The sequence below is a fragment of the Halomonas sp. I5-271120 genome (assembly GCF_030553075.1).
Lineage (GTDB): Bacteria > Pseudomonadota > Gammaproteobacteria > Pseudomonadales > Halomonadaceae > Onishia > Onishia taeanensis_A.
The window spans coordinates 284,669-310,876 of sequence record NZ_CP130701.1 but is presented as its reverse complement, the minus strand read 5'-3'; the positions used below and the strand labels follow the sequence as shown (position 1 = coordinate 310,876).

Below are 26,208 nucleotides of genomic sequence, written 5' to 3'. Positions count from 1 at the left end.
ATGACCATGAGCGATGGCATCGAAGGCTACGACCTGATCGGCGATGTGCACGGCTGTGGCGCCACCCTGGCCGCACTGCTCGAGAAGCTCGGCTATCACCGGCGGCGCGGGGTCTATCGCCATCCGCGGCGGCGGGTGATCTTCCTCGGCGACCTGATCGACCGCGGCCCGCGCATTCGCCTGGCGGTGACCATTGCCCGGCGCATGGTCGAGGCCGGCGAGGCGCATATCGTCATGGGCAATCACGAATACAACGCCCTGGCGTATTGCCGGCGTGACCCGGAAGGGGGCTTCCTGCGGGCCCATACTCCGCGACATAACCGCATCATCAAGGACACCCTCGAGCAGTACAGCGATCACCTGAACGAGTGGGACGATACCCTGGCCTGGTTCATGCAGATTCCGCTGTTTCTAGAGCGAGACGGCCTGCGGGTGGTTCACGCCTGCTGGGATCAGGCGTTGATCGACGCCTTTCGCCTCGACCACCCGGACGGACGCATGGATGAAGCCTTCCTGCGCGAGTCGGCGATGCACGGCACCAAGGCCTTTGCGATCATGGACCGGTTGACCCGTGGCAGCCACCTCGTGCTGCCCGATAACCTGGAGATTCACTCAGGAGACGGTTTCCGGCGCCGCAGCTTTCGCACTCACTTCTGGGCCCGCGACCCGCATACCTACGGCGATGTGGTCTTTCAGCCGGACAACCTGCCCGGCGACCTGGAGCTTCGAGCGTTGAGCGCGAGCGAACGTGCCCGACTGAGCTACTACGGACCCGACGAGCCGCCGCTGTTTATTGGCCACTATTGGTGCGAGGGCATTCCGGCATTGCCGGCGCCCAACGTGGCCTGCCTCGATTACAGCGCGGTCAAGTTTGGCCGCCTGGTGGCCTATCGCTGGAGCGGCGAAACTCGACTGGATGCCAATCACTTCGTCTGGCTCAAGGTGCCTCGCGATGAGCAGGCGATGCCTCGGCCCTGGGAGATCGATTTCGATTGAACGACCGGAATAGGCGGTAAGAACAATCTGTCACGATAAGATAACAAACTTTTACATTATTTTAGGCATCACGCATGAACTTCTTCCCGGCAGGCGCATCTCAAGAGTGTTCCCTTGAATGATCCCTTGCTCTTATCCGGCGGCCCCCTCCGCCGGATTTTTCTTTGTGGAATTCGTTACACTGGCGCATAGACGCCTTTTGCGGCGTATGCCCCCATTCATACTGGCATGAAAAGGAACCCCGCATGTTGAAGGTGCTCATGCTGCCCCGAGACACCGATACCCGTGACCTGCGCCAGGCACTGTGGGCCCACCGCATCGGTCATCGCTTCACTGAGGACGAGGACGGCTACACCCTGTGGCTTGCGGACCCCGCCCAGTTGGATGATCTCACCCGGTTGCTGGAACGCTGGCAGCGCGGCGAGTCGCTGATGCCCAGCGGCCATGCGGCGCGCGCCAAGCTCAATGCGTCGCCGCTGTTGCGCCCCTTCGCCCTGGCGCCGGTGACCGCCAGCTTGCTGGCGGCCTGCCTAGTGGTGTTTGGCCTGATGTGGCTGCTCGGCGATATCGTGGTGGCCATGTTGACCATCGTGCCGGTGGCCGTGGCGGGCGGCAGCCTGAGCCTGGGCACGCTGGCCGATACCCTGAGCTCCGGGCAGGTGTGGCGGCTGTTTTCGCCGGCCCTTTTGCACTTCGGCTGGATGCACCTGATCTTCAATCTGCTGTGGCTGTGGTATTTCGGCCGCCAGATCGAGGCGCTGCGCGGCGGCAAGCTGATGCTGGTCCTGGCCGTCGTCAGTGCCATCGTGGGCAACCTTGCCCAGTACGTCACCGGCACGGTGCTGTTCGGCGGCATGTCCGGCGTGGTCTATGCGCTGCTTGGTTACGTATGGCTGATGTCGCGGCTAGCGCCCAGCAGCGGGTTCTTCGTGCCCCAGATGCTGGTGGTGTTCATGCTGGGCTGGATGGTCTTCACCATGACCGAGATGGCCGGGATGGTCGGGTTCGGCAACGTGGCCAACGAGGCCCACGTGGGCGGCCTGGTCGTGGGCCTGGCACTGGGCTGGTATGATGCGCGCCGTGCCCGAAGGGCCTGATGCGATGGTGATGACACCCCATGTCACTAAAGGAAGACTGAAATGAGCGAGATGACCTTCGACAAGATGGTCCAGCAGATGACGCCGGCCATCTACGATAGCCTCAAGCAGGCGGTGTCGCTGCGCAAATGGCCTGACGGGCGGGTGCTGAGCGCCGAGCAGGTCGAGCTGTGCCTCGAGGCCGTGATCAAGTACGAAGCCGAGCATGGCGTGTCTCCCGACCAGCGGGTCGGCTATCTGGATCGCACCAGCTGTGGCAGCGACGCTGGGAGTGATGTCGGTGGGGGGAGTAGTGGAAATAGTAGTGTAGAGAGTGCCAGCAACGGCGAGGAAAGCCTCAAGTGGGTGAACTGATCGACACCGCCGCTCGCGGTTGCCTGAGCAAGATGGCCATCTCGCCGGGAAAGGCCGGGGAGGCGGCGGATTACGCACTGCGTCTCGATGAAACGCGCCTGCCCCTCAATGCGCGTCTGGGTCAGTCGTTGCGGCTTAGCTGGACCGGTGCCATTGCCTGCACGCACTGCGGCCGGGCCACCAAGAAAAGCTTCGCCCAGGGCCACTGTTACCCCTGCTTCAAGCGCTTGGCCAGCTGCGATACCTGCATCATGAAGCCTGAGACCTGCCACTTCTTCGCCGGCACCTGCCGCGAGCCGGAATGGGGCGAGCGTCACTGCTTCCAGCCCCATGTGGTCTATCTGGCCAACTCATCGGGGCTCAAGGTGGGGATCACCCGACGTACCCAGGTGCCGACTCGCTGGCTCGATCAGGGCGCCATCCAGGCCCTGCCGATTATCGAGGTCGACACCCGACAGCAGTCTGGCTTCGTCGAGATGCTGTTCAAGGAAGAGGTCAGCGATCGCACCAACTGGCGCGCGATGCTCAAGGGCGACGTTGAGCCGATGGATCTGGTCGGCGAGCGTGATCGACTATTGGCCAAGCTCGACGGCGGGCTCAGCAGCCTGCGCGAGCGTTTCGGCGCTGATGCCATCCGCGTGCTGGATGACGCGCCTCGCCACCTCGATTACCCGGTGCTCGAGTTCCCGCGCAAAATCGTTTCTCACAACTTCGACAAGGTCGCCGAGGTAGAAGGCACCCTGATGGGGCTCAAGGGCCAGTACCTGATCCTCGATACCGGTGTCATCAACCTTCGCAAGTTTACCGGCTACGAGGTCGAGGTCGGTTGATGCTGATTCCAGGCCGACCGGGGAGCAATCGGGCTCCGCGGTCTGCCTTCGGCGACCGTCACTGATTGCTCAGCCATGTTGTTTTAATCATGTTGTTTTAACCATAGTGCGCCAGTGCAGCAGCCAGTTCCTGTTCGTGAAAGCGCCTGGCTGCCTCACGTGCTGATTCATTGCCTGCCGCACTTTCCGACCGATTGTCAGATTCCCTTCCCCCATCACCTTTCGCGTCGCTGCCGAAGCGACCCAAACGGCGGGCCGCATCGAAGAAGCCCGGTGCCGGTAGGCCGTGGCGCTCTCTTGACTGGCTGACGACCAGTGCGGCCAGGAAGGGGCGATCGGCCGCGGCGTCATCACCCATGCTGTCTTCCAGCAGCCGCGCCAGAGCCTGAATCATGCCGGGTGGGGATAGCCCCAGGGCTTCACAGGCCTGACGGTAGGTGACGGGCTGGCCCTGGCAAGCGACCTGCGTCAGGTACTGACGCAGGAGAGGCTGGGCGGACGAGGTATTGGTCATGCGGGGCTTTCCTTGGGACGGGCCTGGAGCAGACGCTCCTTGAGCATAAGACGCCCATCTTAGCAGCCGTTGCCTCAACCGCCGACGCGTCGGTTGGCCTCCATACGCTCGAGGAACACCTCGAGGATTCGGCTGTAGAGGGCTCGTCCCAGCAGGGAGTCTTCCACGCCGGCGTCGATATTGGGGTTATCGTTGATCTCGATGACCACCACTCGGTCGCCGATCTGCTTCAGATCGACGCCATACAGGCCGTTGCCGATCAGCCGGGTCGACTTGAGCGCCGCCTTGATGACGGCGGCGGGCACATCCTCGGGAGCGTGCGTGCTGAAGCCGCCGCTTCTGGTCTTGCCCTTGGAGTGGTCGTAGATCTGCCAGTGACCGCGGGCCATGTAGTAGCGGCTGGCGAACAGCGGCTGGCCGTCGAGCACGCCGATGCGCCAGTCGAAGTCGGTGGGCAGCCACTCCTGCAGCAACAGCAGGGCCGAGGAGGCGAACAGCCGCTCGGCTTCGGCCAACAGCGCCTCGGCGGAGGTGATCTTGACGATGCCCCGCGAGAAGGAGCCGTCGGGGATCTTGAGCACCATGGGGAAGCTGAGTCCCGCCGCCTTTTCCGCCAACCGGGGCAGGTCGTTGCGATTCAGCAGTACGCCTTCAGGAGTCGCGATGCCACGTGCCCGCAGCAGGGTGTGCAGATACACCTTGTTGGTGCAGCGCAGGATCGAGCGTGGGTCGTCGATGACCACCAGGCCCTCATGCTCGGCGCGTCGAGCCATGCGATAGGTATGGTGATCGAGGCTCGTGGTCTCCCGGATGAAGAGCCCATCGAACTCGGCCAGCCGACCCGCGTCACGCTTGGTGATCAGCGAGACATCGATACCCAGCTTGCGTCCGGCACGGATGAACTCCTTGAGTGCGGCGCGGTTGCTTGGGGGCAGGGCCTCCTGCGGGTCGACCAGCATGGCCAGGTCGAAGCGATAGCGGCGGCGGGCCTTTGGGGTTCGCCAGACCTTGCGCGAGTGCCGGTTCAAGGCGCTGGCGAACAGGTCCTGCTCTTCTTGAGTGAGCGCGGTGAGCCGCAGTGGCTTGAGCCGTGACAGCCGCCACATGTCCTGGCGTCGCGTGAAGCGCGCCTCGAGCAGCGGGCAGGGCAGGCGTTCGAAGAGTTTGCGGGCCAGCTTGGACAGCGCCGGTTGCAGGCTCTCGCCGAACATCACGCGCAGGGTGATGCTGTCGCCGGTCAGCGAACCGCGCTTGGCCAGCTCATTGAGCAGAGGGCTCAGGGCCTCGAGCTGCAGGTCGACCAGTGCCTTGCGCGACAGTTGATTGAGCGTCTCGACGCTGGGTAGCACTCGCTGGCCGCGGGCCTGCGCCAGCAGCGACACATAGTAGCCGCTCTCCAAGTAGTCGAGTTCACCAGACAGGTTGATGACGTGGGTGGCCGCATCCTGCTCCTGTTCTTTTTCCAGGGCCTGAGCCGGTCGCGCCTCTGCCAGGTAATCATCGGCCGTGATCAGGTCGTCGCTTGGGAAGTAGGGGCGCCAGTCGACAAGTCGGTCGACGACGATTTGCAGGGGCATTGAAAGGCTCTCCTTGAGCGCGGCCGAAGGCAATTCCTGATGGTCAGCATGCGCGTGCAGAGGGATCAAGACAATATGCGGATATGGTGAAATAAATTCATCATCCCAGGCGGTGACACTGGGTTACATGCATCGCAGAATCCTCATTACATACTCAAGGTACCCTTCGACATGACCGCCCTGTTGCGCCCGGCTCAGCCGGGTGACCTCGCAGCACTCTGCCAGCTCGAACAGCTCTGTTTCACGACCGATCATTTCAACCGACGGCAGCTGTCACACTTATTGAACCGTGCTCACGCCATTACCTGGGTGGCCGAGGATGAAGCACGGCGACTGGTGGGCTATGCGACCCTGCTTTTGCGTCGTAACAGCCTCGCGGCGAGGCTCTATTCCTTCTGTGTGCATCCCGACGTCCAGGGCCAGGGAGTCGGGCGGCGCCTGCTGGATACGCTGGAAAGCGAGGTGCGAGAACGTGGCTGCGAGTGGCTGACCCTCGAGGTGCGGGCCGATAACCGGCGCGCCCGGGCACTCTATCGGCGTATGGGCTTCGGGCTGCGGCGCTGGCTCGATGACTACTATGCCGATGGCTGCGCGGCCTGGCAGATGGAGAAGTCGCTGCTCGCCCCGGACACCGGGCGAGTGGTCAACGGTTAATGACTGATGCGAGGCGCGACGGGTGAAATGCCCGTCGCGGTGATCTAGAATCGCACTCCATTTCCACTTCGTCAGGAACGTCTCATGCCCTCCTTCGATATCGTCTCCGAGTTCGACAAACACGAAGCTATGAATGCCGTGGATCAGGCCAATCGCGAAGTGCAGACGCGTTTCGATTTCCGCGGCGTCGAGGCCAGCTTCACTCTTAACGACGACACTGTTGCGCTCGAGGCCGACGCCGACTTCCAGCTCAAGCAGATGGCCGATGTCCTGCGTGCCAAGCTGATCGCACGGGGTATCGATGCCCGCTGCATGGATGAGCAGGACCCGGAGCTGAGTGGCGTCAAGGCTCGCCAGGAGGTCAAGCTGAAACAGGGACTCGAGCAGCCGGACTGCAAGGCCATCGTCAAGCAGATCAAGGATGCCAAGATTAAGGTCCAGGCCCAGATCCAGGGCGACAAGGTGCGCGTGACGGGCAAGAAGCGTGATGACCTGCAACAGGCCATCGCATTGCTCAAGAGCGAGCAGGGGCCGGACCTGGCTCTGCAGTACAACAATTTCCGCGATTGATCGGCGCAGTACGATGGATCGTGGCTTGATTGACCCCAAGGGCGGCGCCATGCGCTCACTGCTTTAAAGACGCCTCATTGAGCGGCGTTAGACGTCAAATAGCGCAAAGCGATTTCCGTTCAATGCGTTGTTGGGGTTCAATGACCTCATGGATGCTAAGCTTCAGCTAGACGCTGCCGTTATCAGGAGAACGGACATGCCTCGAACCACCGTGACCCGCACCGCCTATCGCCTGCTGGCGATGGTGAGCTTCGCGCTCGGTGTGATCGGTGCCTTTCTGCCGCTGATGCCGACCACCTGCTTCATGCTGGTGGCGGTGTGGGCCGCTTCAAAGGGCTCGCCTCGTTTTGCCGCCTGGATTCGCCGGCACCCGCGTTTTGGTCCGCCCTTGGCGGCCTGGGAGCGTGAACGGGCGATTCCGCGTCATGCCAAGCGGCTGGCCGTGCTGATGCTGGCATTCTCTATCGGTGTGTTGGTGTTTAGTCCGATCTCCCTGGGCCTCAAGCTCGTCGTGATCGTGTCGCTGGCATGCCTCGGGGCCTGGATTGTCACTCGACCAGAGCCCCGTGCTTTCCCAATATTCACTCTTACCTCCCAGGCTCTTTCGCCCCGGGCCATGCACTCGAATCACCGCCGACTTTGAGATGGCTGCCACTGGCGCCGTACAATGATCGGCGATTTCAGAACAGGAGCCTTCCTCGATGTCTGCGATGCAGCCGACTTACCTGCATGATTACCAACCGCCCGCGTACCGGGTGACTCATACCGAGCTGAAGTTCGATTTGTCGTCGTCAGCGACCCGCGTCACCGCCCGCCTGCATCTGGAGCGTCATCCCGCGCACCAGGATTCAGACTCGCTGCCGCTGATGCTCAATGGCGAACAGCTCTCGCTTAAGCGTATCGCCATCGACGGTGAGGAGCTCGAAGCCGATGAGTACGCGCAGGACGATGCCTCGCTGACCGTGCATCGCGTGCCGGCAAGCTTCCTGCTCGACACCGAGGTCGAGATCAACCCGGCGGCCAATACCGCCCTGGCAGGCCTCTACCAGTCCAGCGGCATGTTCTGCACCCAGTGCGAGGCGGAAGGCTTTCGCCGCATCACCTTCTATCCGGACCGTCCGGATGTGATGGCGACCTTCTCGACCACGGTGATCGGTGACCGGGCGACGCTGCCGGTGCTGCTGTCCAATGGCAATCCGGTGGAATCCGGCGAACTGCCCGGTGATCGCCACTTCGTCACCTGGGAAGACCCGCACCCCAAGCCCAGCTACCTGTTCGCCCTGGTGGCCGGTGACCTGAAAAAGGTCGAGGATCACTTCACCACCCAGAGTGGTCGCGATGTCACGCTGCAGGTATGGGTCGAGGAAGAGAACCTCTCGAAGACCGATCACGCCATGGCCTCGCTGAAGCGCGCCATGAAGTGGGACGAAGAGACCTATGGGCGCGAGTACGATCTGGACCTGTTCATGATCGTGGCCGTCAACGACTTCAACATGGGCGCCATGGAGAACAAGGGCCTCAACATCTTCAACTCGGCGGCGGTGCTGACGCATCCGCACACCGCCACCGATGCGGCCTTCCAGCGCGTCGAGAGCATCGTTGCCCACGAGTACTTCCACAACTGGTCTGGCAATCGCGTGACCTGTCGCGACTGGTTCCAGCTGTCGCTCAAGGAAGGTTTCACGGTGTTCCGCGACCAGAGCTTCTCGGCGGATACCAACTCGGCGCCGGTCAAGCGCATCGAGGATGTCTCGGTGTTCCGTACCGCTCAGTTCGCCGAAGATGCCGGGCCGACCGCCCATCCGATCCGTCCCGATCACTACATCGAGATTGGCAACTTCTACACCCTGACCATCTATGAGAAGGGTGCCGAAGTGGTTCGCATGCTGCAGAACCTGCTGGGCTGGGAGCTGTTCCGCCGCGGCTCGGATCTGTATTTCGAGCGTCTCGACGGCCAGGCCGCCACCATCGAGGACTTCGTCGGCTGCATGAGCGAGGTGTCGGGTCTCGACCTGAGCCAGTTCATGCACTGGTACTCCCAGGCCGGGACACCGGAGATCGACGCTCACGGCGAGTACGACTATGCCACGTCCGAGTACCACCTGACCCTGCGTCAGCGCACGGCGCCGACCCCGGGGCAGCCGGACAAGGTCGCGCTGCACATCCCGATCCGCATGGGCCTGGTCGGTACCAAGTCCGGCCAGGATCTCAAGATGACCTTCGACGGCGAGGCGGTGGGCACCGACACCGTGATTCATCTGCGCGAATCCGAGCAGCACTTCGTCTTCACCGATCTGGCCGAGGCCCCGGTGCCGTCGCTGCTGCGCGGTTTCTCGGCGCCGGTCAAGCTGCGCTTCCCATACAGCCGTGAAGACCTGGCCTTCCTGCTGCAGCAGGATTCTGACGGCTTCAATCGCTGGGATGCCGGCCAGCGGCTGGCGATGCTGGCCCTCGATGACCTGATCGCGGCACATCGCAATGGCGTCGAGAAGGTCATGGACGTGCGCGTCATCGACGCCTTCCGCACCCTGTTGACCGGCGAAACCGACGACAAGGCGGTGCTCGCCGAGATGCTGACCCTGCCTTCGGAGGCCTACATCGCCGAGCAGCAGCCTGTGGTCGATGTCGATGCCATCCATGCCGCTCGTACTTTCGTCAAGCAGTCGCTGGCGGCTTCCCTGCGCGACGAGTTCATGGCGGTGTATCGTGCCAACCAGCTCGATGAGCCCTATGCGCCGGAGCCCGAGCAGATCGCCGCGCGCAGTCTCAAGAACGTGGCCCTGTCCTATCTGGTGGCGATCGAGGACGAGGAGGCGCTGGAACTTGTGCAGGCCCAGTTCAACGCCGATCACAATATGACCGACGTGCGTGCAGCACTGACGCTGCTCACCCACAGCTCGCGCAATGACCTGGCCGATCCGGCGCTGCGTGCCTTCGGTGACAAGTGGGCCCACGATCCGCTGGTAATGGATCAGTGGTTCAGCATTCAGGTAACCCGGCCGCAGGCCGACGCCCTGGATCGCGTCAAGTTCCTGATGAAGCACCCGAAGTTCTCGTTGAAGAACCCCAACAAGGTGCGTGCCCTGATCGGCGCCTTCGCCAGCAACCGGGTCAACTTCCACCGCATCGACGGCGCCGGCTACCAGCTGCTGAGCGACGTGGTGATCGAACTCAACCGGCTTAACCCGGAAATCGCCGCGCGCCTGGTTACGCCGCTGACGCGCTGGCAGCGCTTCGACGAGGCTCGTCAGGAGCTGATGAAAGCCGAACTCGAGCGCATCCGCGCAGAGGATCTCTCGCCGAACGTCTATGAAGTGATTGAAAAGGCGCTGGCCGATTGACGCCACGACCGGTGACGCTTTTGGTGTCGCCGGTCAGGGTGTGACCTCTTAGGCAGGTGCCAGTCTAAGCGTACTTGTCGATCTTGTGACTAGCATGACGGCAAGAGACGAAACGGGCCGCCCTATCGGGGCGGCCCGTTTTTTTGAGAACGTTTTTTTAGAAAAAGGCGCATTCAAGTGGGGGAGGGGCGAGGAAGGCCAGGCCCGTCAGCATTCGCTAACATCAGCCCAGCTGGTCGACATCGGTGACCAGGCCAGCCTCCTTGGCGGCGCTGTCGGCCAGCGCCCGGCCGGCCTCGTCGTAGATGTGGTAAACGGCGTTCGCCCCCAAGGCCTGGATCGGCTTGATCTCGTCGGGATACTCGACGATGGCGGTGATCTGACCCTTGAACTCATCTCGGTCATGCAACTGCTTGAGGGCGAAGAGGTTGCCTGCATGGTGCGGCATCGCCAGCACCACGAGCTTCAGGGTCGGCGACATCATCAGCTTGTCCCAGAAGTCCGAATCCAGGGCATCGCCCTCCAGCAGGTTATAGCCCTGCTCCTGAAGGCGCTTGACGCTTTGCGGGTTGCTGTCGATGCCCAGCACCTTGAGGCCGTACTGCTTCTGCAGCCGCTTGTAGGTGCTGCGGCCGATACGTCCCATGCCCATTACCACCGCTTCGGCATTGCCGACCTCGATGGAGCGCTCTACTGCGTCCGGTCCCCTGGTCATTCGTACCGGCAGCAGCTCGGCGAAGCGGCGATAGAGGGTCTCGCTGGCGCCATTGAGCAATGAGGAAAGCACGAAGCTGATCGCCACCGCCAGCGACATCACCACCAGCCACTTGTCGTCGAGCCAGCCCTGGCCGGCTGCCAGGGCGCCAACGATAAGGCCGAATTCGGAGTAGTTGGCGAGTCCCAATGAAGCCAGCACCGAAGTGCGCAGGCGTAGCCGAAAGCCCATGAAGATCACCTGATAGAGCAGCGCCTTGAGCGGCACCGCGGCCACCAGCAGCAAAGCCAGGCCGAGCATCTCGGCATCGGGCATGGCGGTCAGGCCGATGGTCAGGAAAAAGCCGACCAGCAGCAGCTCCTTCAGGTTGAACATCGAACGCGCCAAGTTCTGGGCGGCCGGGTGAGGCGCCAGCAGCAGGCCCACGATCAGCGCACCGAGGTCGCCCTTGATACCGACCGCATCGAAGAGGCCGTACCCGAGTACCAGCGCCATCAGCATGCCGCACAGCATCTGCATCTCGCCGTGCCCCATGCGGTCGAGCAGTCGCTGCAGCAGGGGAGCCGCTGGAATCAGCAGCAGCAACAACAGCGCCCAGGGGCTCGGCATCTCGCCGGTGGAGACGGTGAGGAACACCACGGCAAAAATGTCCTGCATGATCAGCACGCCGATCGCCAGGCGGCCATAGGCGGTCTGTGTTTCGCTGCGCTTGTCCAGCACCTTGATCACGAAAACGGTGCTAGAGAACGACAGGGCGAAACCAAGCAGGGCCAGCGTTTGCCAGGGTACACCGTCGAGCAGCTTGAAGCCTGCCAGTGCGAAAAGTCCCAGTGCTGCGCTGAGCAGCAGCGTCGAAACGACCAGGTGCAGGGAGGCCCCGGCCCACACCTCCTTGCGCAGCAGAGTGCGCACATCGAGCTTGAGGCCGATGGTGAACAGCAAGAGCGTCACACCAATATTGGCCAGTGTGGTCAGTAGCGGCGTCTCTTCATAACCCAGTGCGTTGAGCACGAAACCGCCAGCCAGAAAGCCGACCAGTGGTGGAAGCCTGAGTGCGAGGGCGCCCAGGCCTCCTAGAAAAGCGACCAGCAGAAAAGCCGGTTCGATCATGATGTCTCCTCGTCTGTACGTCCTTGTTCGGGGCGGGTGCGCTGCTCGAGCGTAGCGTCTATGCCTAATGGTTTCCTATCGGCCAGCCTTTGCCAACCTTTTGCATCGTCCATGCGTCGCCGATACCCAGTGCAACGGTGTAAGATAAGCGCCATGAATGCTAACCGTTTAATCTTACGCCTGCTGATCAATGGCAAATCGGCCCAATCACCGGCCCTGCGTGAGGCCGTGGAAGCCGTGCGCGAGCAGGGCGTCCGGCTCGAGGTTCAGGTGACCTGGGAAGCCGGGGATGCCGCCATGCTCGCTGAGCGAGCAGGTGAGGATGGGGTGTCGCGGCTGATCGTCGCCGGCGGTGATGGCACCGTGAACGAGGCGGTCAATGGCCTGATGCGCCTGTCACGGGATGCGCGGCCTGCCTTGGGCATGTTGCCGATGGGCACGGCCAATGATCTGGCCACCGGCCTGGGCATCCCCGAAGAGCTCAAGGCAGCACTGGGCCTGGCGCTCACGGCGTCTCCTCGAGCGGTGGATGTGCTGCGAGTCGGCGATCAGTATTTCCTCAACATGCTGTCGGCAGGCTTCGGGGCCGAGATCACGGCCTCTACCCCCAAGACGCTCAAGCGTTTACTCGGCGGCGGTGCCTATTCGCTGATGGGAGCGCTCAAGGCCTGGCGTTTCCACGCCTGCCCGGCCCGGCTCGAGTGGCCGGGGGGCGAGGGGAACCGCGAGCTTTTTCTGCTGGCGATTGGCAATGGCGCCCAGGCCGGCGGGGGACAGCAGCTTAGCCCGATGGCCCGTCTCGATGATGGCCTTTTGGAAGTGCTGGCGGTTCGGCAGTCTTCTTCGCTCTCGGGGATGCGCCAGATGCTCGCCGAACTCAAGCGGCTACCCGCAAACGGCGAGTACGTGGAGTACTGGCAGACCGACCAAATCCGAGTAACGGCCGATACGCCACTGCCACTGACTCTGGATGGCGAGCCGCATCGCCTGGATCACCTGGATGTGGAACTGGCCCCAGGTGCCATCGACTTGCTGGCGCCACACGACTGTCGATTGCTTGAGCATGCCGCGCCGGCACCCTGATGGCGGTTCGTAATAACCACGCACGATGATAATTCATGATCACGACTCATTAGAACGACTCATTAGAACGATTCATGATAACAACAGGGAGCGATGTTCGATGTTGACCCCATTCCATCTGGCCGTGCAGGTCCGGGATCTCGCTGAGGCGCGCGGTTTCTACGCTGATCTGCTGGGCTGCCCGGAGGGCCGCTCGAGCGATACCTGGATCGATTTCAATCTCTTCGGCCATCAGTTCGTCTGTCACCTCAACCCTGACATGACGCCGCAGCGCCATCATAATGCGGTGGACGGTCATGGCGTACCGGTACCGCACTTTGGTGTGGTGCTTGAGATGGCCGAATGGGAAGCGCTTGTCGACCGCCTGACCGAGGCCGGGGTGCGTTTCGAGATCGAGCCCTATGTGCGCTTCCAAGGCCAGCCCGGCGAGCAGGCCACCATGTTTTTCTATGATCCCAGCGGGAATGCGCTGGAGTTCAAGGCCTTTCGCGATATCGACGGTCAGCTGTTCGCGACCTGATCGACGCTTACGTCTACCACAGCCCGACGAGAGACAGACAATGGATGAATTCATGCAGGCGGCGATCGACGAGGCGCGGTTGGGCCTCGAGGAGGGCGGTGTGCCGATCGGCTCGGTGCTGGTGCATCGCGGGCGCATCATCGGGCGTGGTCACAACCAGCGTCAGCAGCGCGGCAGCGTGGTGCTACATGGTGAGATGGATGCCCTCGAGAATGCCGGGCGTCAGCCTGCATCGGTGTACCGTGACTCGGTACTCTATACCACCCTCTCACCCTGTCCAATGTGTAGTGGCGCCATCCTGCTGTATGGCATTCCCAAGGTAGTGATCGGCGAGCACCGCACCTTTCTTGGCGCCGAAGACACCCTGCGTCAGGCCGGCGTCGAACTTGAGGTGCGCGACGATGTCCAGTGCCGTGAGCTGATGAATACCTTCATTGATCGCCACCCCGAGGTCTGGGCCGAAGATATCGGCGAGTGATCCGGCGCCTTGCGTGCGCGTCAGCGCTTTGCTGGAATGACACCACACACGATGCGAGGAAATTCAAGATGATGAAGACGCCATACGGGGCCCTGCTGCTGGCTCTGGTTCTGAGCCTGGGACTGGCCGGATGTGGCAATGGTGACGATCCGGTAGCCGGCGATCCGGCGGCCAATGATCAGACGACCAGTGACCAAGCGGCAAGCGACACTGCGGCGAATGCTCCGGCGGCTGAAGAGGCGCCCGCAGCAGAGAACTCTGATGGCGCGGCGACGGTAGAGCCGAGTGCTGAGGAGGGCGCTGCAGCTTCGATCACCAATGCCCCCGAGACCGCAAGCGATGGCGCGGCCAGTGACAGCACCATGGGCGGCAACGCGTCGCTGAGTGCCGGGTCGATGAGTCAGGACTCCATGACCGACGAGTCCATGCTCAATGAGCCTGTGGGCAGTTCCATCGGTGAAACGACACCCAGCGAGCCGAGCGACTCCGAGATCGACGCCATGATCAGCGCCGACGATAACCTGGAAGTGACGCCTGGCGAGACCAGCAAGTCCGAGATCGAGGCCTTCATGGCGGAGACCGAGCGCCGGTTCGAGGAAGCCCAGCAGGAAATCGATCAGCAGTTCAAGGAAGCGGAGAGCAAGACGCCTGACGAGATGCTGAACGAGGCCGATAAAGAACTTGGTCAGCCCTGAACGTCAACAGCGGACGTAGATGAGTCAGCGCTGTGTCTAGCGCGTGGCGCAGTCCGTGCGTTTAAAAGGTGCCGCAACGGCTAAGGAAAAAGGTCCACCTCGGTGGACCTTTGCTTAGCCATTGAGTGTTCGGGCATACACTTCGCGAACAGCCTATGTGAAAAGTCTATGTGAACACCCGATGCTGTAACCCTCTGCTGCTGTCTGCTGCCTGCTGTCGCAGCGCTAGCAACTGGCGAGGGGCAGCCGCGCCTTTTTATCTGATCGTAGCTGATCAGCTGACGGGCTTGATGTTGGCGGCCTGGAGGCCTTTCTTGCCCTGAGTGACGTCGAAGCTGACCTTCTGACCGTCCTGTAGAGACTTGAAGCCCTCGGCCTGGATCTCGGAGAAGTGGGCGAAGAGATCGTCGCCGCCATCATCCGGAGAAATGAAGCCGTAGCCCTTGGTGTCGTTGAACCACTTGACAGTGCCAGTTGCCATCTTTGTTTTCCTTACCTTACGTAATGATCATGCTGGGGACATCATGCCCGTGTCCGGCGCAAGTCCCCTCTGTATGTGGGTTATGTCGAGAAGAAGAGCGAGAGGAGAATGACAAAGGAATCAATCAACGTCAGGCGTCTTGCCACTTGCCAACCCACTTAGCGGATAGATGCATCGGCAGCCGAGTTGGGTCAATATAACCCGCGAAGTGGCATGCCTGAATGCCCGCAAAATCACTTTAGATGGAAATATCATGGCCGTCCAGAACGTCGATTTCACTGCCGCCGACGCCCCTCAACGCTTCGTTGCCTCGCTGCGCGAGACGGGATTCGGCGTGCTGCGCAACCATCCGATTTCATCCGACCTGGTGGAATCCATCTATCGCCAGTGGCAGGCCTTCTTCGAAGGGCAGGACAAGCATGAGTTTCAATTCGATCCTGGGCGCCAGGATGGTTACTTCCCGCCCTCGGTCTCCGAGACCGCCAAAGGCCAGTCGGTCAAGGATCTCAAGGAGTACTACCACGTCTATCCTTGGGGCCGGATTCCCGACGCGCTGGCCGAGGACATCATGGAGTACTATCGTCGCGCCGAGGCACTGGCGGCGACGCTGCTCGGCTGGATCGAGGCCGAAACACCGCCGGAGGTGGCCGAGCGTTACCGGGAGCCGCTGTCGCGGATGATTGCCGATAGCGGCCAGACACTGCTGCGGGTTCTGCACTATCCGCCGCTGTCCGGCGATGAGGTGCCCGGTGCCGTGCGTGCCGCTGCCCATGAAGACATCAATCTGATCACCGTGCTGCCGGCGTCCAATGAGCCCGGACTTGAGGTCAAAAACCGCGAGGGCGAGTGGCTGGCGGTGCCCTGCGATCCGGGCCAACTGATCATTAATGTCGGCGACATGCTGCAGGAGGCCTCGGGCGGGTACTTCCCCTCGACGTCTCATCGGGTGGTCAACCCCAGCGGTCCGGCGCGTTTCCACTCACGGCTGTCGCTGCCGTTGTTTCTGCACCCGCGGCCGGAAGTAGTGCTGTCCGAGCGCCATACGGCTGACAGCTATTTGAAGGAGCGCCTGCGCGAGCTGGGCGTCATCTGAGGTTCAGTACCGGCGGAGCGCTGACGGGGCTCTCCGCTACTCCACTTCGCTACACGTCTAGACGAGGTACCTGATATGGCATCAATGAGCAGTGCGCCCAGCGACACTCACAGTAAGCTGATGGGCTATCTGCTGTGGATCTTCGGCTTCCTCGGCGCCCATCGCTTCTATTATGGCAAGCCGGTCACCGGCACCATCTGGTTCTTCACCCTGGGCCTACTGGGGATTGGCTGGCTGATCGATCTGTTTCTGATTCCCGGCATGGACCGTGACGCGGACTTCCGCTATCAGGCCGGGCCGATCAATTACTCACTGGCCTGGGTGCTGCTGACCTTCCTTGGGGTGTTCGGTCTGCACCGTTTCTATATGGGTAAGTGGCTGACCGGTATTCTTTACTTGCTGACGGGCGGGTTCTTCCTGCTGGGCGTGCTCTATGACTTCTGGACGCTCAATGACCAGATCTCGATGAAGCATGCCAAACGCGGCATCTTCAACTGATCCATGGCCGGGCAGGCCCGGCCTTAGTCCATTCGCTCTGAACGGGCGATTCTGCACGGCAAGGAGGCCTGCCGCTCATGTTCTTCGATGCCCAGTTCTGGCCCTTTCTCGTTGCCATCACCCTGCTGACGCTGAGCCCCGGGGTGGATACCCTGTTGGTGATTCGCAACACCACGCGCGGCGGTCTGCGCGATGGGGTGCTGACCAGCCTGGCGATCTGTTCGGGGCTCTTCGTGCATGCCACCGTCTCGGCGCTGGGCATCTCGGTCATCCTGCTGCAGTCGGCCTGGGCCTTTTCGGCGTTAAAACTGGTCGGTGCGGCCTATCTGATATGGCTTGGCCTGCAGAGCCTGGCGAGTGCCCGGCGGGGCACGCCGCTGCCGGTTGCCGACTGTTCTGTCGAGCGGCAGGCGGTATCGCACTGGGTGCCGCTGCGCGAGGGTTTTCTTTCCAATGTGCTCAACCCCAAGACGGTCGTGTTCTACATGGCCTTTCTTCCCCAGTTCATCGCCCCGGGCGACCCGGCGCTGGCCAAGTCGCTGTGGCTGGCCGGCGTGCACTTCCTGATTGCCAATCTGTGGCAGATCGGCATCGCGGTGATGCTGGGCCGGGCCGGCCACTGGCTGGCGCGCCGAGCGGTGTCGCGCACTCTGGATGGCGCCACCGGGATGGTGATGGTCGCCTTTGGCCTCAAGCTTGCGCTGTCACAGCGACCTGTCTGAATGCCTTGGCGTCGGCTCCGAGCCACCCGGTTGCGGGTCTTGGGGAAAGATCAGTCGCGTTTAACGAACTCAGCGTCACAAAAGCCCCTGCCTGAAAGCACCACGGGCCCGCTTGGCGGGCCCGTGGTGTGTCGGTCTCTCTGGTATGGCTTGCCGCAGGTGCGCGGCAAGCGTTCTATTGCTGGGCGAGCAGTGAGGTGTCGTAACGCTCGCGTTGCTCCGCCTGGGTCAGCAGCGACACATCCTGGGTGCTGCCGCCCTTGGCAAGACTCTCGAAGATCACCCGGTAGGCCATTACCGCCTGGACGTACTGGCGGGTCTCGTGGAAGGGAATGCTCTCCACGAACAGGTCGAACTCCCGCGGGGCATCCTTGAGCCAGCGGTCGACCCGGTTCGGTCCGGCGTTGTAGGCGGCGGTGGCGGCCAGCCGATTGCCACGGTAGCGCTCGATCATGTCCTGGATATAGCGGCTTCCCAGACGGATGTTGGTTTCCGGCTGCAGAACGCCATAGAGGCCAGGGTCCTCGAGCCCCAGTTGCCGACTGACATGGCGCGCGGTGGCCGGCATCAGTTGCATCAGGCCTCGGGCACCGGCCGGTGAGACCACCGTTGGGTTGTAGGCACTTTCACGGCGGGCGATGGCCATCAAGAGGTAGGGGTCGACGCCGCGGCGATTGCCCCAGTGCAGGAAATCGTCGCGATAGGCCTCGGGGAAGCGCCAGTCCAGTGCATCCCAAAGGCCGGCGGCAATCGTGGTCTGCACCGCGCGCGCATGCCAGCCACGATAAGCGGCGTAGTCCGCCAGTGCCTTGGCCTTGTCAGCATCGGCGCGACCGGCAGCGCTGTACCACTCGCTGTTGGCAAGTCCTGGCTCACCGATGCGAATCAGTGCTTCTGTGCGCTGCACGACCGGCCATTCGGCAATGCGCTCGCGGTAAGCCGCGTTGTAGCTGACTCGCTCCAGATTCAATGCATAGGGCACATCGAGACGGTCCGCGGCGGCGAAACCGAAGAAGCTGCGGTCGCTGGCGGCAGCGCGGAAGGCGTCGGCGGCTCCGCCGGGATTGCCGAGCTGCTCGAGCGCGCGGCCTACCCAGTATTGCCAGCGGGCCTCGCGGCGCGGCTCGTCCGGCAGGCGATGCACCCAATCGATTACGCCGCTCCAATCACGTTGAGCAAGTGCCCGGCGTATCCTGAGCTCCAGCAGGTCGGTGTCCTGGAAACCGGGGAGGGTGGCATCGACCCAGCCGCGGTTATTGGCGACTTCGCGAACCATCGAATAGAACATCAGGTCGTGTTCGATTTCCCGCCGTGCACCGGCGCCGAGATCGACGTGCGGCGAGATCTTGCGCCAGGCTTCCAGGGCTGCCTCGGTATCGGCTCGGGTGAAACCGTGCATGGCCGCTTCATAGAGCGCGTCGGTGCCGCCTCCTTGTGGGCCGATGCGCGTGGGCACCTGAGTAATGGCCGAGAAGTCCTGCTGCAGGCGGTCCAGGGCGTCTAGCCCGGGCTGCCAGGCGCTGCCTAACTGACGGCCAAGATAGCTCACCATGCCAGTCTCACCGGCCTGCCAGGCCAGGGTAAGGCGCTCCCAGATCTCGGGGGCGCCTATCTCGCCACGTTCGCGAAGGGCGCGAAACAGCGGGTTACAGGCGTCGGGCTGGGAGTGGCCGACGCGCCATAGCGCCCGTCCACCGTTGGCGGCATCCTGGGGGCGGGTATCCAGCAGGGCGGTATAGTAGTAACAGCGGCGCTGAGTGCCACGAGGCTCGCCGTCGCTGATCTCGCGCAGGCTTTCAAAGCGACCGGCCTTGCCGTAACGGCCTATGGCTTCGCCGCGCATCCAGTCGGCCAGCGGCGAGTCGTCGTATCGGGTCATGAAGTCTTGCACCTGCGATGCCGGCGCATTTGGCAGGCGCGACAGCAGGCGGTGATACTCCACGTAGCCCTCGAGGACATGGCCATCGATGGCCGCCTGGTCAATACGCGAGAATTCCTTTGCCCTGGCGGCCTCCAGGGCATCACGCATGGCCATATCCTGTGTTTCATCGGCCTTGGCCGCATCGACTGTCAGGCCCAGCGGCAGGCTGAGCGCCAGACTTGCCAGCAGGGCCGGCCAATGCCGAGAGGGGAGGAAGCGTCGCATTAGGGGATCTCCAGAGTCGCGCCGTGCATAACCGTTATCTTCGCCGATGCATGACCCGTTGAGTAGTGTCGCCAGCTTTCGACAGGTGGTGAAGGCTCGGTTGTCTCGTGGCATCTTGGCCAGGAGTGGAAGCACTTTGACAGTCCGTCTAACCCTGGCGGCAGTTTAAGCGGGTGACACTCGGGGAGGGCAAGAGGTCTAATGAGTTAGCATTCGCGTCATGGATGCCGCAAAAGCAACCGGGGCAGTCAGGGGAGAGCAACATGGCAGGATCACCGTCAGGAGGCAAGGGCTGGCTTGGCCGGCGGGGTCGATCGTTTGCGCGGATCGGCCGCGCGTTGCGCTCGTTCTTCCCCATGCTTGGCGATGTGCTGACGGGGCGCTATCGGCCGGTGCCCTGGCGGGCCATCGGTTGCATGACGGCAGCCGTCGCCTATCTGCTGTCACCCTTGGATCTGATTCCCGATGTCTTTCTGGTGTTGGGGCTGGCTGACGACGCCCTGATCGTTGGCTGGCTGTTATCTCGGGTCGACCGTCACCTGGCGCCTTATCATGCCTGGCGGGCGGGTCGCGATGACTAGCCATTGGTCTGGCGCCGAGGATCAGGTGTCACTCGCGGCCTCATTTGTCGAATCAATGTCATCCAGTTGATTCGGCAGGCTTGAAAAGCCCATTCAGAGCCCCATATTTCGATCACATCACCCGATACCGGCGCGTTGCCGTTGGCAACCGCCCCCAATGCTGAGATCGATGAGGGACTCGTTACATGTCTACCGTCACCCATGAAGAAACCCTGGGCTTCCAGACCGAAGTCAAACAGCTGTTGAATCTGATGATTCACTCCCTGTACTCCAACCGGGAGATCTTCCTGCGTGAGATGATTTCCAACGCTGCCGATGCCTGCGACAAGCTGCGCTATCAGGCGCTGGATAACGATGCACTCTACGAGGGTGACAGCGAACTGCGCGTCGAGATCGAGCACGATGCCAAGGCCGGCACCGTCACCGTTCGCGACAACGGCATTGGCATGAGCCGTGATGACGTGATCCAGAACCTCGGCACCATCGCCAAGAGCGGCACCGCCGACTTTCTCCAGCAGCTTTCCGGCGAGCAACAGAAAGATGCACGCCTGATCGGTCAGTTTGGCGTCGGTTTCTATTCTGGCTTCATCGTCGCCGATGAGGTGAGCGTCCGCACTCGTCGTGCCGACCTGCCCCAGGATGCCGGCGTCGAATGGCGCTCGAAAGGCGAGGGCGAATTCACCATCGCCGACATCGACCGCGAGGTACGTGGCACCGAGATCGTGCTGCACCTCAAGGATGACGCCCAGGAATACGCCGACGACTTCCGCCTCAAGAATCTGGTGCGCAAGTATTCCGACCATATCGAAGTGCCGGTGCGCATGCCCAAGGTCGAGACTGCCAAGGACGACGAGGGCAACGAGATCGAAGGCAGCGAGGTCGAGACCTGGGAGACCGTCAACGAGGCGACCGCTCTGTGGGTGCGCCCCAAGGCCGAGATTACCGACGACGAGTACAAGGCGTTTTACAAGCACGTCTCCCATGACTTCAGCGATCCGCTGACCTGGAGCCACAATCGGGTCGAGGGCAAGCTCGACTACACCAGCCTTCTCTATGTGCCGGGCCGCGCGCCCTTCGATCTTTACGAGCGTGACGGGGCCCGCGGCCTCAAGCTCTACGTGCAGCGCGTCTTCATCATGGACGACGCCGAGCAGTTCCTGCCGCTGTATCTGCGCTTCGTCAAGGGTGTGGTCGACACCAAGGATCTGTCGCTGAACGTCTCCCGCGAGCTGCTGCAGCAGGACCCGCAGGTCGACAAGATGAAGGCGGCCCTGACCAAGCGCGGCCTGGACATGCTCAAGAAGCTGGCCAAGGACGACGAACAGTACCAGACCTTCTGGAACACCTTCGGCACCGTGTTGAAGGAAGGCCCGGCCGAGGATCATGCCAACCGCGACAAGATCGCCGCGCTGCTTCGCTTCGCTTCCACTCACACCGACAGCACGACTCAGGATCAGTCGCTGGCGGCTTACGTGGAGCGCATGAAGGAAGGCCAGCAGAAGATCTATTACATCGTGGCCGACAGCTTCAATGCGGCCAAGCACAGCCCGCATCTCGAGATCTTCCGCAAGAAGGGCATCGAGGTACTGCTGCTTTCCGACCGTATCGATGAGTGGCTGATGAGCCACCTCACCGAGTTCGACGGCAAGTCCATGGTCGACGTCGCCAAGGGCGACCTTGATCTGGGCGAGATCGAAGACGAGGACGAGAAGAAGGCGCAGGAAGAGACCGCCAAGTCCAAGGAAGACCTGGTCAAGCGCGTCAAGGAAGCGCTGGGCGAGGAAGTTCAGGAGGTCAAGGTTACCCATCGCCTCACCGACTCCCCGGCCTGCGTGGTGCTGCCTGAGCACGAGATGGGCTTCCAGATGCGCCGCATCATGGAGGCGGCCGGTCAGCCGATGCCTGAAGTCAAGCCGATCCTCGAGCTCAACCCCGAGCATGCGCTGGTCGGTCGTCTCGAGGGCGCCGATGGCGAGGCCTTTAGCGACCTGTCGCGGATCCTGCTCGATCAGGCGATCATCGCCGAGGGCGGTCATCTCGACGATCCGGCCGCTTACGTCAAGCGCCTCAACGCGCTGCTGATGGCGTAATGGTCGTGCGTTGACATAGACGACCCGCGCTGCGCGCCGTGAGTGTTAGCAAACCCCGTCAGGTTCCGCCTGGCGGGGTTTTCTTTTTGTGCAGTGCAAAAAAGCTCGGTGATTCGACCAATGCCTGATAATCTTGCCCGCTGGTTGTCACCGGGCCTTGGGATGCATCTGCCCACTGCCTTTTTCCTGCGCCCCTGACATTGAATGAGGGGCATCTTGTTGAGGAGACGTCTTAGCACGACGGTCATAGCACGATGGCCCTCAACCACTGTTAGCGGAGTCCTGATGATGCGCTATCTATTTCCCTGGTGTTTCTTGTCGTCGCCCTCGCGTCGTCGGCCCTTGCCGTTGGCGCTACTGGTCCTGAGTCTTGTTCTTGCGCTGGTGGCCATGCCGCCGGTGGCAGTCTCCCAACCCGCTGAACCTCGTCCCACCCTTACTACAGAACCGGCCGCGGCCGTGACCCTGCCTGACCTGCGGCAACTGCCGGCCGGACCTCGGCGCAAGGATGCTTTCCTCCAGGTGCTGGTGCCGATCGTCGAGGCCGAGAACTCGCGGCTCGCGGCCCGTCGTGAGTGGCTTATGGCGCTCGCCGAGCGTGACACGCCCTGGACCCGCGCCGAGCGTGAACGGGTAACGGCGCTGTGCAAGGAATATGCGCTGGACTGCGAGCCGGGCAAGATCAATGCGCTGCTTCTCAAGCGTGTCGCCCCGGTGCCGCTGGAAATGGTCGCCGTGCAGGCGGTGGAAGAATCCGGGTGGGGAACGTCGCGGCTGGCACGTCAGAACAACAACCTGTTTGGTATGCGCACTAGCGGTGGCCGCTACCAGTCCTTCGACAGTCTGCAGGACGCCGTGCGCGCCTATCTCAAGAACCTGAACACCCATCGTGCCTATGCAGACCTGCGGGCGCGTCGGGCCCAGTTGTCGGCTCAGGGCGAGGTGCCGCCGGAAGCGCTGATCGCGATGCTCAATGATTACGCCACCCGTTCCGACTATCAGCATGTGCTGCTGTCGCTGCTGCGCACCAATGCGGAGCGCATTCGTCGCTATGCGGGTGATACGCCTGCCTGATTGGACGCTTTGGCGATTAGCCTGATCTTGCCGATACCCGCATGTCGAGCACCTTCAATACGCCTCTCCGGCTTATGCCGCGGGAGGCGTCGTCGTTTTAGCCCCCAGTGCGGTCGAGCGTTGAGAGTCGCGTGCTTTGATGCAGGGCAGCAAGGCGCGCAAGCGCCTATGCTTGCATGAATACTTGCCGGGTGCGTGCCGGATAGCGCCCCTTGGAACGCGCTCACTCGGAGCAGCTTATCCTGTGGTTATTCGGTTCACGGCCGCTTATTCGGTGTCGGGATGGGGGATTCGTCTCGGGGCCGCTTATTCAGTACAAAGCGGTTCATGCGGTTCAGGCGTGTTTGTTCGGCTCAAGGCGGAGCATGCAATTCGGGACTGCTTCTTTCAGGACAGGCGACGGAGGTGGTGATGGTGCGCCAGTCAAGTAATGCACGGTTGCGTCTTTACGATGCCAGGGACGATGCGGCGGCTCTGCTGCTGATCGATCTCCAGAAGGCGATCGATGATGTCGAGCTCAATGGCATGCATAGCAATCCAGCCCTGGATGATCGGGTTGATGAACTGCTGAGTTGCTGGCGGGGTGGCAATGGACACATCGTTCATGTCCGGCATTTCTCCCATACCCCGGGGTCCCTCTATCGCTCCGGCCATGCCGGGGCCGAATTCAAAGCCTCGGCAACGCCCCGTGTTGGGGAGCGTATCGTCACCAAACACGTCGAAAGCCCCTTCATCGGCACTGACCTGGATATCTGGTTGAGGCGTCACGGTGTGTCGCGTCTGGTGGTGGCGGGCGTGTCCACCGGCCATGCCGTGTCGACGGCCGCTCGCCATGCACACTGCCTGGATTTTGGCGTGGTCGTGGTCTCCGATGCCTGCGCGAGTTTTCCTATCGACGATATCGATGGGCAGCGCTGGGCCGCCGAGGATGTGCAGCACTTCAGCCTGTCGTTGCTGGGCAGCCATTACGCGCGGATCACCTCGACGCAGGAAGTGGTGCATCAGTTTTGATCTGCTCCCGTTTTTGCGAACGCATGTGGTCGGTGATGAATCGAAGAACGGTGACAGGCAAGGCAGCAATAATGCTTTCGTTATGACACTCATAACGATTTTGTCAGGTTGGGGAATTCATTTTTTCCATTATTTATCAATTAGTTGACTCGGATCATTAATATAAAGAGTAGGTTATGGATGTCATAACTGTATATTTATAAAGGATTTTTTATCGTAAACCCTTGCCTTTGCGCTGCTTTCTCCAAACACTGCGTTATCGCAAAGGATGACCCGGGGCGGGCGAAACAGGCGTGTTACCCCCGGATATTCATGCAGATATCGACTCATTCCCGCCGTTTTTAGGACGGCGGTCGGCTTCGCGGCAAGCGTCGCGACAGGGAGGCATAGAGTGAAGATCGGAGCACCAAAGGAGCAGGCCCCGGGCGAGGCGCGAGTGGCGCTGACCCCGGAGAGCGCGCAGCAGATTCAGAAACTCGGCCATGACTGCCTCATCGAGGCCGGGGCCGGCGTGGCCGCGGGCTTCGCCGATGCGGCCTATCGTGATGCCGGCGTCAGCGTGGTCGACGACGCTAAAACGCTCTGGGAGCAGGCCGATACCGTCATCAAGGTACGCGAGCCCACCGACGAGGAAGCTGACCGGCTGCATGATGGCCAGACGCTGATTTCGTTCTTCTGGCCGGCCCAGAATGAGGCGCTGCTGGAGCGCTGCCGCGCTCAGGGCGCTACCGTCGTCGCCATGGACATGGTGCCGCGTATCTCCAGGGCGCAGAAGATGGATGCCCTGTCGAGTACTGCCAATATCGCCGGCTACCGGGCGGTGATCGAGGCCGGTAACCAGTTCGGCCGCTTCTTCACCGGCCAGGTCACCGCCGCCGGCAAGGTGCCGCCGGCCAAGGTGCTGGTAGTCGGCGCCGGGGTGGCGGGGCTGGCCGCCATCGGTACCGCCACCAGCCTCGGTGCCGTGGTTCGCGCGTTCGATGTGCGCCCCGAAGTGGCCGAGCAGATCGAATCCATGGGCGCCGAGTTCCTGTTTCTCGATTTTGAGGACAGTCAGGATGGTGCCGAGAGCGGCGGCTATGCGGCACCCTCCAGTCCGGAGTTTCGCGAAAAGCAGCTTGCCTGTTTCCGCGAGCAGGCGCCGGACGTGGACATCGTCATTACCACTGCGCTGATACCCGGCAAGCCGGCTCCCAAGCTGTGGCTCGAGGACATGGTCGAGGCCATGAAACCTGGCTCGGTGATCATCGACCTGGCCGCCGAAAAAGGGGGTAACTGTGACCTGACCGTGCCGGATGAGCGCATCGTCACCGACAACGGCGTGATCGTGGTGGGCTATACCGACTTCCCGTCGCGCATGGCGACGCAGTCCTCGCTGCTCTATGCCACCAATATTCGCCATATGTTGACCGACCTGACCCCCGAGAAGGACGGCGTGGTCAATCACAACATGGAAGATGATGTCATCCGCGGGTCCACCGTGACGCACGCCGGAGAGATCACCTTCCCGCCACCGCCGCCCAAGGTGAAGGCGATCGGGGCGGCCAAGCCCAAGCCGAAGGAAAAGGAGCCCACTCATGAGGAGAAGAAGGCCGCCGAGCATGCCGCCTTCGTCGCTCAGACCAAGCGTCAGGTGGGAATGCTGGTGGTGGGCGGGGCCTTGATGTGGCTGCTTGGCCAGGTGGCGCCGGCTTCCTTCATGCAGCATTTCATCGTCTTCGCGCTGGCCTGCTTCGTCGGCTTCCAAGTGATCTGGAACGTCAGTCACTCGCTGCATACCCCGCTGATGGCGGTGACCAATGCTATCTCCGGCATCGTCATCCTCGGTGCCGTACTGCAGATCGGCTCGGGCAACTGGCTGGTTGGCCTGCTTGCCGGTATTTCGGTGCTGATCGCATCCATCAATATCGTGGGTGGCTTCCAGGTGACACGCCGGATGCTGGCCATGTTCCAGAAATCCTGAATCGCGGAGATACGA

At 62.0% G+C, this 26,208-nt stretch carries 25 protein-coding genes; 20 read left to right on the top strand and 5 right to left on the bottom strand.

Going from position 1 to position 26,208, the window contains the following annotated elements; genetic code table 11:
• The 4 genes from Q2K57_RS01395 to Q2K57_RS01380 all read left to right on the top strand — a co-directional run bounded on the left by Q2K57_RS01395 (position 1) and on the right by Q2K57_RS01380 (position 3,277).
• Positions 1 to 996 (top strand): metallophosphoesterase, encoded by a 996-nt coding sequence (locus Q2K57_RS01395; protein WP_181463051.1) that lies wholly within the window; start codon positions 1 to 3, stop codon positions 994 to 996.
• Positions 997 to 1,241: 245 nt separating this feature from the next.
• A complete protein-coding gene (locus Q2K57_RS01390; protein WP_112054546.1) occupies positions 1,242 to 2,093 on the top strand; it encodes a rhomboid family intramembrane serine protease in 852 nt (283 codons plus the stop codon).
• 42 nt (positions 2,094 to 2,135) lie between these two features.
• Positions 2,136 to 2,447 (top strand): YeaC family protein, encoded by a 312-nt coding sequence (locus tag Q2K57_RS01385; RefSeq protein WP_112054544.1) that lies wholly within the window; start codon positions 2,136 to 2,138, stop codon positions 2,445 to 2,447.
• A gap of 32 nt (positions 2,448 to 2,479) precedes the next feature.
• Positions 2,480 to 3,277: a DUF2797 domain-containing protein gene (locus Q2K57_RS01380; RefSeq protein ID WP_112054746.1), complete on the top strand. Its 798-nt coding sequence runs from the start codon at positions 2,480 to 2,482 to the stop codon at positions 3,275 to 3,277.
• Between the two features lie 97 nt (positions 3,278 to 3,374).
• On the opposite strand, the gene Q2K57_RS01375 is transcribed toward Q2K57_RS01380, so the two are convergent.
• Positions 3,375 to 3,791: a hypothetical protein gene (locus tag Q2K57_RS01375; RefSeq protein WP_112054543.1), complete on the bottom strand. Its 417-nt coding sequence runs from the start codon at positions 3,789 to 3,791 to the stop codon at positions 3,375 to 3,377.
• A 74-nt stretch (positions 3,792 to 3,865) separates the two neighbouring features.
• Positions 3,866 to 5,368 carry a RimK family protein gene (locus Q2K57_RS01370; protein ID WP_112054541.1) on the bottom strand — a complete coding sequence of 501 codons (1,503 nt, stop codon included), beginning with the start codon at positions 5,366 to 5,368 and terminating at the stop codon, positions 3,866 to 3,868.
• A gap of 171 nt (positions 5,369 to 5,539) precedes the next feature.
• Between Q2K57_RS01370 and rimI the strand changes: the two genes are divergently transcribed.
• From rimI to pepN, 4 genes are all read left to right on the top strand, one after another.
• Positions 5,540 to 6,022 carry a ribosomal protein S18-alanine N-acetyltransferase gene (gene rimI, locus Q2K57_RS01365; RefSeq protein WP_112054539.1) on the top strand — a complete coding sequence of 161 codons (483 nt, stop codon included), beginning with the start codon at positions 5,540 to 5,542 and terminating at the stop codon, positions 6,020 to 6,022.
• A gap of 84 nt (positions 6,023 to 6,106) precedes the next feature.
• A complete protein-coding gene (locus tag Q2K57_RS01360; protein ID WP_112054538.1) occupies positions 6,107 to 6,592 on the top strand; it encodes a YajQ family cyclic di-GMP-binding protein in 486 nt (161 codons plus the stop codon).
• Between the two features lie 196 nt (positions 6,593 to 6,788).
• Positions 6,789 to 7,235 (top strand): YbaN family protein, encoded by a 447-nt coding sequence (locus tag Q2K57_RS01355; protein WP_112054536.1) that lies wholly within the window; start codon positions 6,789 to 6,791, stop codon positions 7,233 to 7,235.
• 58 nt (positions 7,236 to 7,293) lie between these two features.
• Complete coding sequence (pepN, locus tag Q2K57_RS01350; protein ID WP_112054535.1) at positions 7,294 to 9,933, top strand: aminopeptidase N; 2,640 nt, start codon at positions 7,294 to 7,296, stop codon at positions 9,931 to 9,933.
• A 223-nt stretch (positions 9,934 to 10,156) separates the two neighbouring features.
• On the opposite strand, the gene Q2K57_RS01345 is transcribed toward pepN, so the two are convergent.
• Entirely contained in the window at positions 10,157 to 11,758 is a 1,602-nt protein-coding gene (locus Q2K57_RS01345) for a cation:proton antiporter family protein (RefSeq protein WP_181463050.1), read from the bottom strand.
• A 153-nt stretch (positions 11,759 to 11,911) separates the two neighbouring features.
• Between Q2K57_RS01345 and yegS the strand changes: the two genes are divergently transcribed.
• The 4 genes from yegS to Q2K57_RS01325 all read left to right on the top strand — a co-directional run bounded on the left by yegS (position 11,912) and on the right by Q2K57_RS01325 (position 14,534).
• A complete protein-coding gene (gene yegS / locus Q2K57_RS01340; protein ID WP_112054533.1) occupies positions 11,912 to 12,841 on the top strand; it encodes a lipid kinase YegS in 930 nt (309 codons plus the stop codon).
• 100 nt (positions 12,842 to 12,941) lie between these two features.
• Complete coding sequence (locus Q2K57_RS01335; RefSeq protein WP_112054531.1) at positions 12,942 to 13,361, top strand: VOC family protein; 420 nt, start codon at positions 12,942 to 12,944, stop codon at positions 13,359 to 13,361.
• 40 nt (positions 13,362 to 13,401) lie between these two features.
• Positions 13,402 to 13,839 (top strand): nucleoside deaminase, encoded by a 438-nt coding sequence (locus tag Q2K57_RS01330; protein WP_112054529.1) that lies wholly within the window; start codon positions 13,402 to 13,404, stop codon positions 13,837 to 13,839.
• A gap of 68 nt (positions 13,840 to 13,907) precedes the next feature.
• The gene (locus Q2K57_RS01325; protein ID WP_112054527.1) at positions 13,908 to 14,534 is read left to right on the top strand and encodes a hypothetical protein; all 627 of its coding nucleotides are present in this window, start codon (positions 13,908 to 13,910) and stop codon (positions 14,532 to 14,534) included.
• Positions 14,535 to 14,808: 274 nt separating this feature from the next.
• Here the strand turns inward: Q2K57_RS01325 and Q2K57_RS01320 are convergent, their stop codons facing one another.
• On the bottom strand, positions 14,809 to 15,015 hold the full coding sequence (locus tag Q2K57_RS01320) for a cold-shock protein (RefSeq protein ID WP_092522637.1): 207 nt from the start codon (positions 15,013 to 15,015) through the stop codon (positions 14,809 to 14,811).
• Positions 15,016 to 15,268: 253 nt separating this feature from the next.
• On the opposite strand from Q2K57_RS01320, the gene Q2K57_RS01315 reads away from it, so the two are divergent.
• The 3 genes from Q2K57_RS01315 to Q2K57_RS01305 all read left to right on the top strand — a co-directional run bounded on the left by Q2K57_RS01315 (position 15,269) and on the right by Q2K57_RS01305 (position 17,328).
• On the top strand, positions 15,269 to 16,108 hold the full coding sequence (locus Q2K57_RS01315) for an isopenicillin N synthase family oxygenase (protein ID WP_112054525.1): 840 nt from the start codon (positions 15,269 to 15,271) through the stop codon (positions 16,106 to 16,108).
• Between the two features lie 84 nt (positions 16,109 to 16,192).
• Positions 16,193 to 16,606 (top strand): TM2 domain-containing protein, encoded by a 414-nt coding sequence (locus Q2K57_RS01310; RefSeq protein ID WP_112054523.1) that lies wholly within the window; start codon positions 16,193 to 16,195, stop codon positions 16,604 to 16,606.
• 77 nt (positions 16,607 to 16,683) lie between these two features.
• Entirely contained in the window at positions 16,684 to 17,328 is a 645-nt protein-coding gene (locus Q2K57_RS01305; protein WP_112054521.1) for a LysE family translocator, read from the top strand.
• Positions 17,329 to 17,503: 175 nt separating this feature from the next.
• Here the strand turns inward: Q2K57_RS01305 and Q2K57_RS01300 are convergent, their stop codons facing one another.
• Positions 17,504 to 19,474 (bottom strand): transglycosylase SLT domain-containing protein, encoded by a 1,971-nt coding sequence (locus tag Q2K57_RS01300; RefSeq protein WP_304525962.1) that lies wholly within the window; start codon positions 19,472 to 19,474, stop codon positions 17,504 to 17,506.
• Between the two features lie 263 nt (positions 19,475 to 19,737).
• On the opposite strand from Q2K57_RS01300, the gene Q2K57_RS01295 reads away from it, so the two are divergent.
• From Q2K57_RS01295 to Q2K57_RS01275, 5 genes are all read left to right on the top strand, one after another.
• Positions 19,738 to 20,055: a YkvA family protein gene (locus Q2K57_RS01295; RefSeq protein WP_304525961.1), complete on the top strand. Its 318-nt coding sequence runs from the start codon at positions 19,738 to 19,740 to the stop codon at positions 20,053 to 20,055.
• Positions 20,056 to 20,240: 185 nt separating this feature from the next.
• The gene (gene htpG, locus Q2K57_RS01290; RefSeq protein ID WP_304525960.1) at positions 20,241 to 22,145 is read left to right on the top strand and encodes a molecular chaperone HtpG; all 1,905 of its coding nucleotides are present in this window, start codon (positions 20,241 to 20,243) and stop codon (positions 22,143 to 22,145) included.
• Positions 22,146 to 22,430: 285 nt separating this feature from the next.
• On the top strand, positions 22,431 to 23,219 hold the full coding sequence (locus Q2K57_RS01285) for a glucosaminidase domain-containing protein (protein ID WP_304525959.1): 789 nt from the start codon (positions 22,431 to 22,433) through the stop codon (positions 23,217 to 23,219).
• 411 nt (positions 23,220 to 23,630) lie between these two features.
• On the top strand, positions 23,631 to 24,230 hold the full coding sequence (locus Q2K57_RS01280; RefSeq protein WP_304525958.1) for an isochorismatase family protein: 600 nt from the start codon (positions 23,631 to 23,633) through the stop codon (positions 24,228 to 24,230).
• 391 nt (positions 24,231 to 24,621) lie between these two features.
• The gene (locus tag Q2K57_RS01275) at positions 24,622 to 26,193 is read left to right on the top strand and encodes a Re/Si-specific NAD(P)(+) transhydrogenase subunit alpha (protein ID WP_304525957.1); all 1,572 of its coding nucleotides are present in this window, start codon (positions 24,622 to 24,624) and stop codon (positions 26,191 to 26,193) included.
• The last annotated feature ends 15 nt before the right edge of the window (positions 26,194 to 26,208 follow it).

Bases quoted from the DNA above. Each gene is read 5' to 3' on its own strand.
- Q2K57_RS01310 (WP_112054523.1), top strand. From the start codon at position 16,193: ATGAGCAGTGCGCCCAGCGACACTCACAGTAAGCTGATGGGCTATCTG.
- Q2K57_RS01335 (WP_112054531.1), top strand. From the start codon at position 12,942: ATGTTGACCCCATTCCATCTGGCCGTGCAGGTCCGGGATCTCGCTGAG.
- Q2K57_RS01355 (WP_112054536.1), top strand. From the start codon at position 6,789: ATGCCTCGAACCACCGTGACCCGCACCGCCTATCGCCTGCTGGCGATG.
- Q2K57_RS01305 (WP_112054521.1), top strand. From the start codon at position 16,684: ATGTTCTTCGATGCCCAGTTCTGGCCCTTTCTCGTTGCCATCACCCTG.
- Q2K57_RS01395 (WP_181463051.1), top strand. From the start codon at position 1: ATGACCATGAGCGATGGCATCGAAGGCTACGACCTGATCGGCGATGTG.
- yegS (WP_112054533.1), top strand. From the start codon at position 11,912: ATGAATGCTAACCGTTTAATCTTACGCCTGCTGATCAATGGCAAATCG.
- rimI (WP_112054539.1), top strand. From the start codon at position 5,540: ATGACCGCCCTGTTGCGCCCGGCTCAGCCGGGTGACCTCGCAGCACTC.
- Q2K57_RS01330 (WP_112054529.1), top strand. From the start codon at position 13,402: ATGGATGAATTCATGCAGGCGGCGATCGACGAGGCGCGGTTGGGCCTC.
- pepN (WP_112054535.1), top strand. From the start codon at position 7,294: ATGTCTGCGATGCAGCCGACTTACCTGCATGATTACCAACCGCCCGCG.
- Q2K57_RS01325 (WP_112054527.1), top strand. From the start codon at position 13,908: ATGATGAAGACGCCATACGGGGCCCTGCTGCTGGCTCTGGTTCTGAGC.
- Q2K57_RS01375 (WP_112054543.1), bottom strand. From the start codon at position 3,791: ATGACCAATACCTCGTCCGCCCAGCCTCTCCTGCGTCAGTACCTGACG.
- Q2K57_RS01295 (WP_304525961.1), top strand. From the start codon at position 19,738: ATGGCAGGATCACCGTCAGGAGGCAAGGGCTGGCTTGGCCGGCGGGGT.
- Q2K57_RS01285 (WP_304525959.1), top strand. From the start codon at position 22,431: ATGATGCGCTATCTATTTCCCTGGTGTTTCTTGTCGTCGCCCTCGCGT.
- Q2K57_RS01345 (WP_181463050.1), bottom strand. From the start codon at position 11,758: ATGATCGAACCGGCTTTTCTGCTGGTCGCTTTTCTAGGAGGCCTGGGC.
- Q2K57_RS01320 (WP_092522637.1), bottom strand. From the start codon at position 15,015: ATGGCAACTGGCACTGTCAAGTGGTTCAACGACACCAAGGGCTACGGC.
- Q2K57_RS01315 (WP_112054525.1), top strand. From the start codon at position 15,269: ATGGCCGTCCAGAACGTCGATTTCACTGCCGCCGACGCCCCTCAACGC.
- Q2K57_RS01385 (WP_112054544.1), top strand. From the start codon at position 2,136: ATGAGCGAGATGACCTTCGACAAGATGGTCCAGCAGATGACGCCGGCC.
- Q2K57_RS01300 (WP_304525962.1), bottom strand. From the start codon at position 19,474: ATGCGACGCTTCCTCCCCTCTCGGCATTGGCCGGCCCTGCTGGCAAGT.
- Q2K57_RS01390 (WP_112054546.1), top strand. From the start codon at position 1,242: ATGTTGAAGGTGCTCATGCTGCCCCGAGACACCGATACCCGTGACCTG.
- Q2K57_RS01380 (WP_112054746.1), top strand. From the start codon at position 2,480: ATGGCCATCTCGCCGGGAAAGGCCGGGGAGGCGGCGGATTACGCACTG.
- Q2K57_RS01370 (WP_112054541.1), bottom strand. From the start codon at position 5,368: ATGCCCCTGCAAATCGTCGTCGACCGACTTGTCGACTGGCGCCCCTAC.
- Q2K57_RS01280 (WP_304525958.1), top strand. From the start codon at position 23,631: ATGGTGCGCCAGTCAAGTAATGCACGGTTGCGTCTTTACGATGCCAGG.
- Q2K57_RS01360 (WP_112054538.1), top strand. From the start codon at position 6,107: ATGCCCTCCTTCGATATCGTCTCCGAGTTCGACAAACACGAAGCTATG.
- htpG (WP_304525960.1), top strand. From the start codon at position 20,241: ATGTCTACCGTCACCCATGAAGAAACCCTGGGCTTCCAGACCGAAGTC.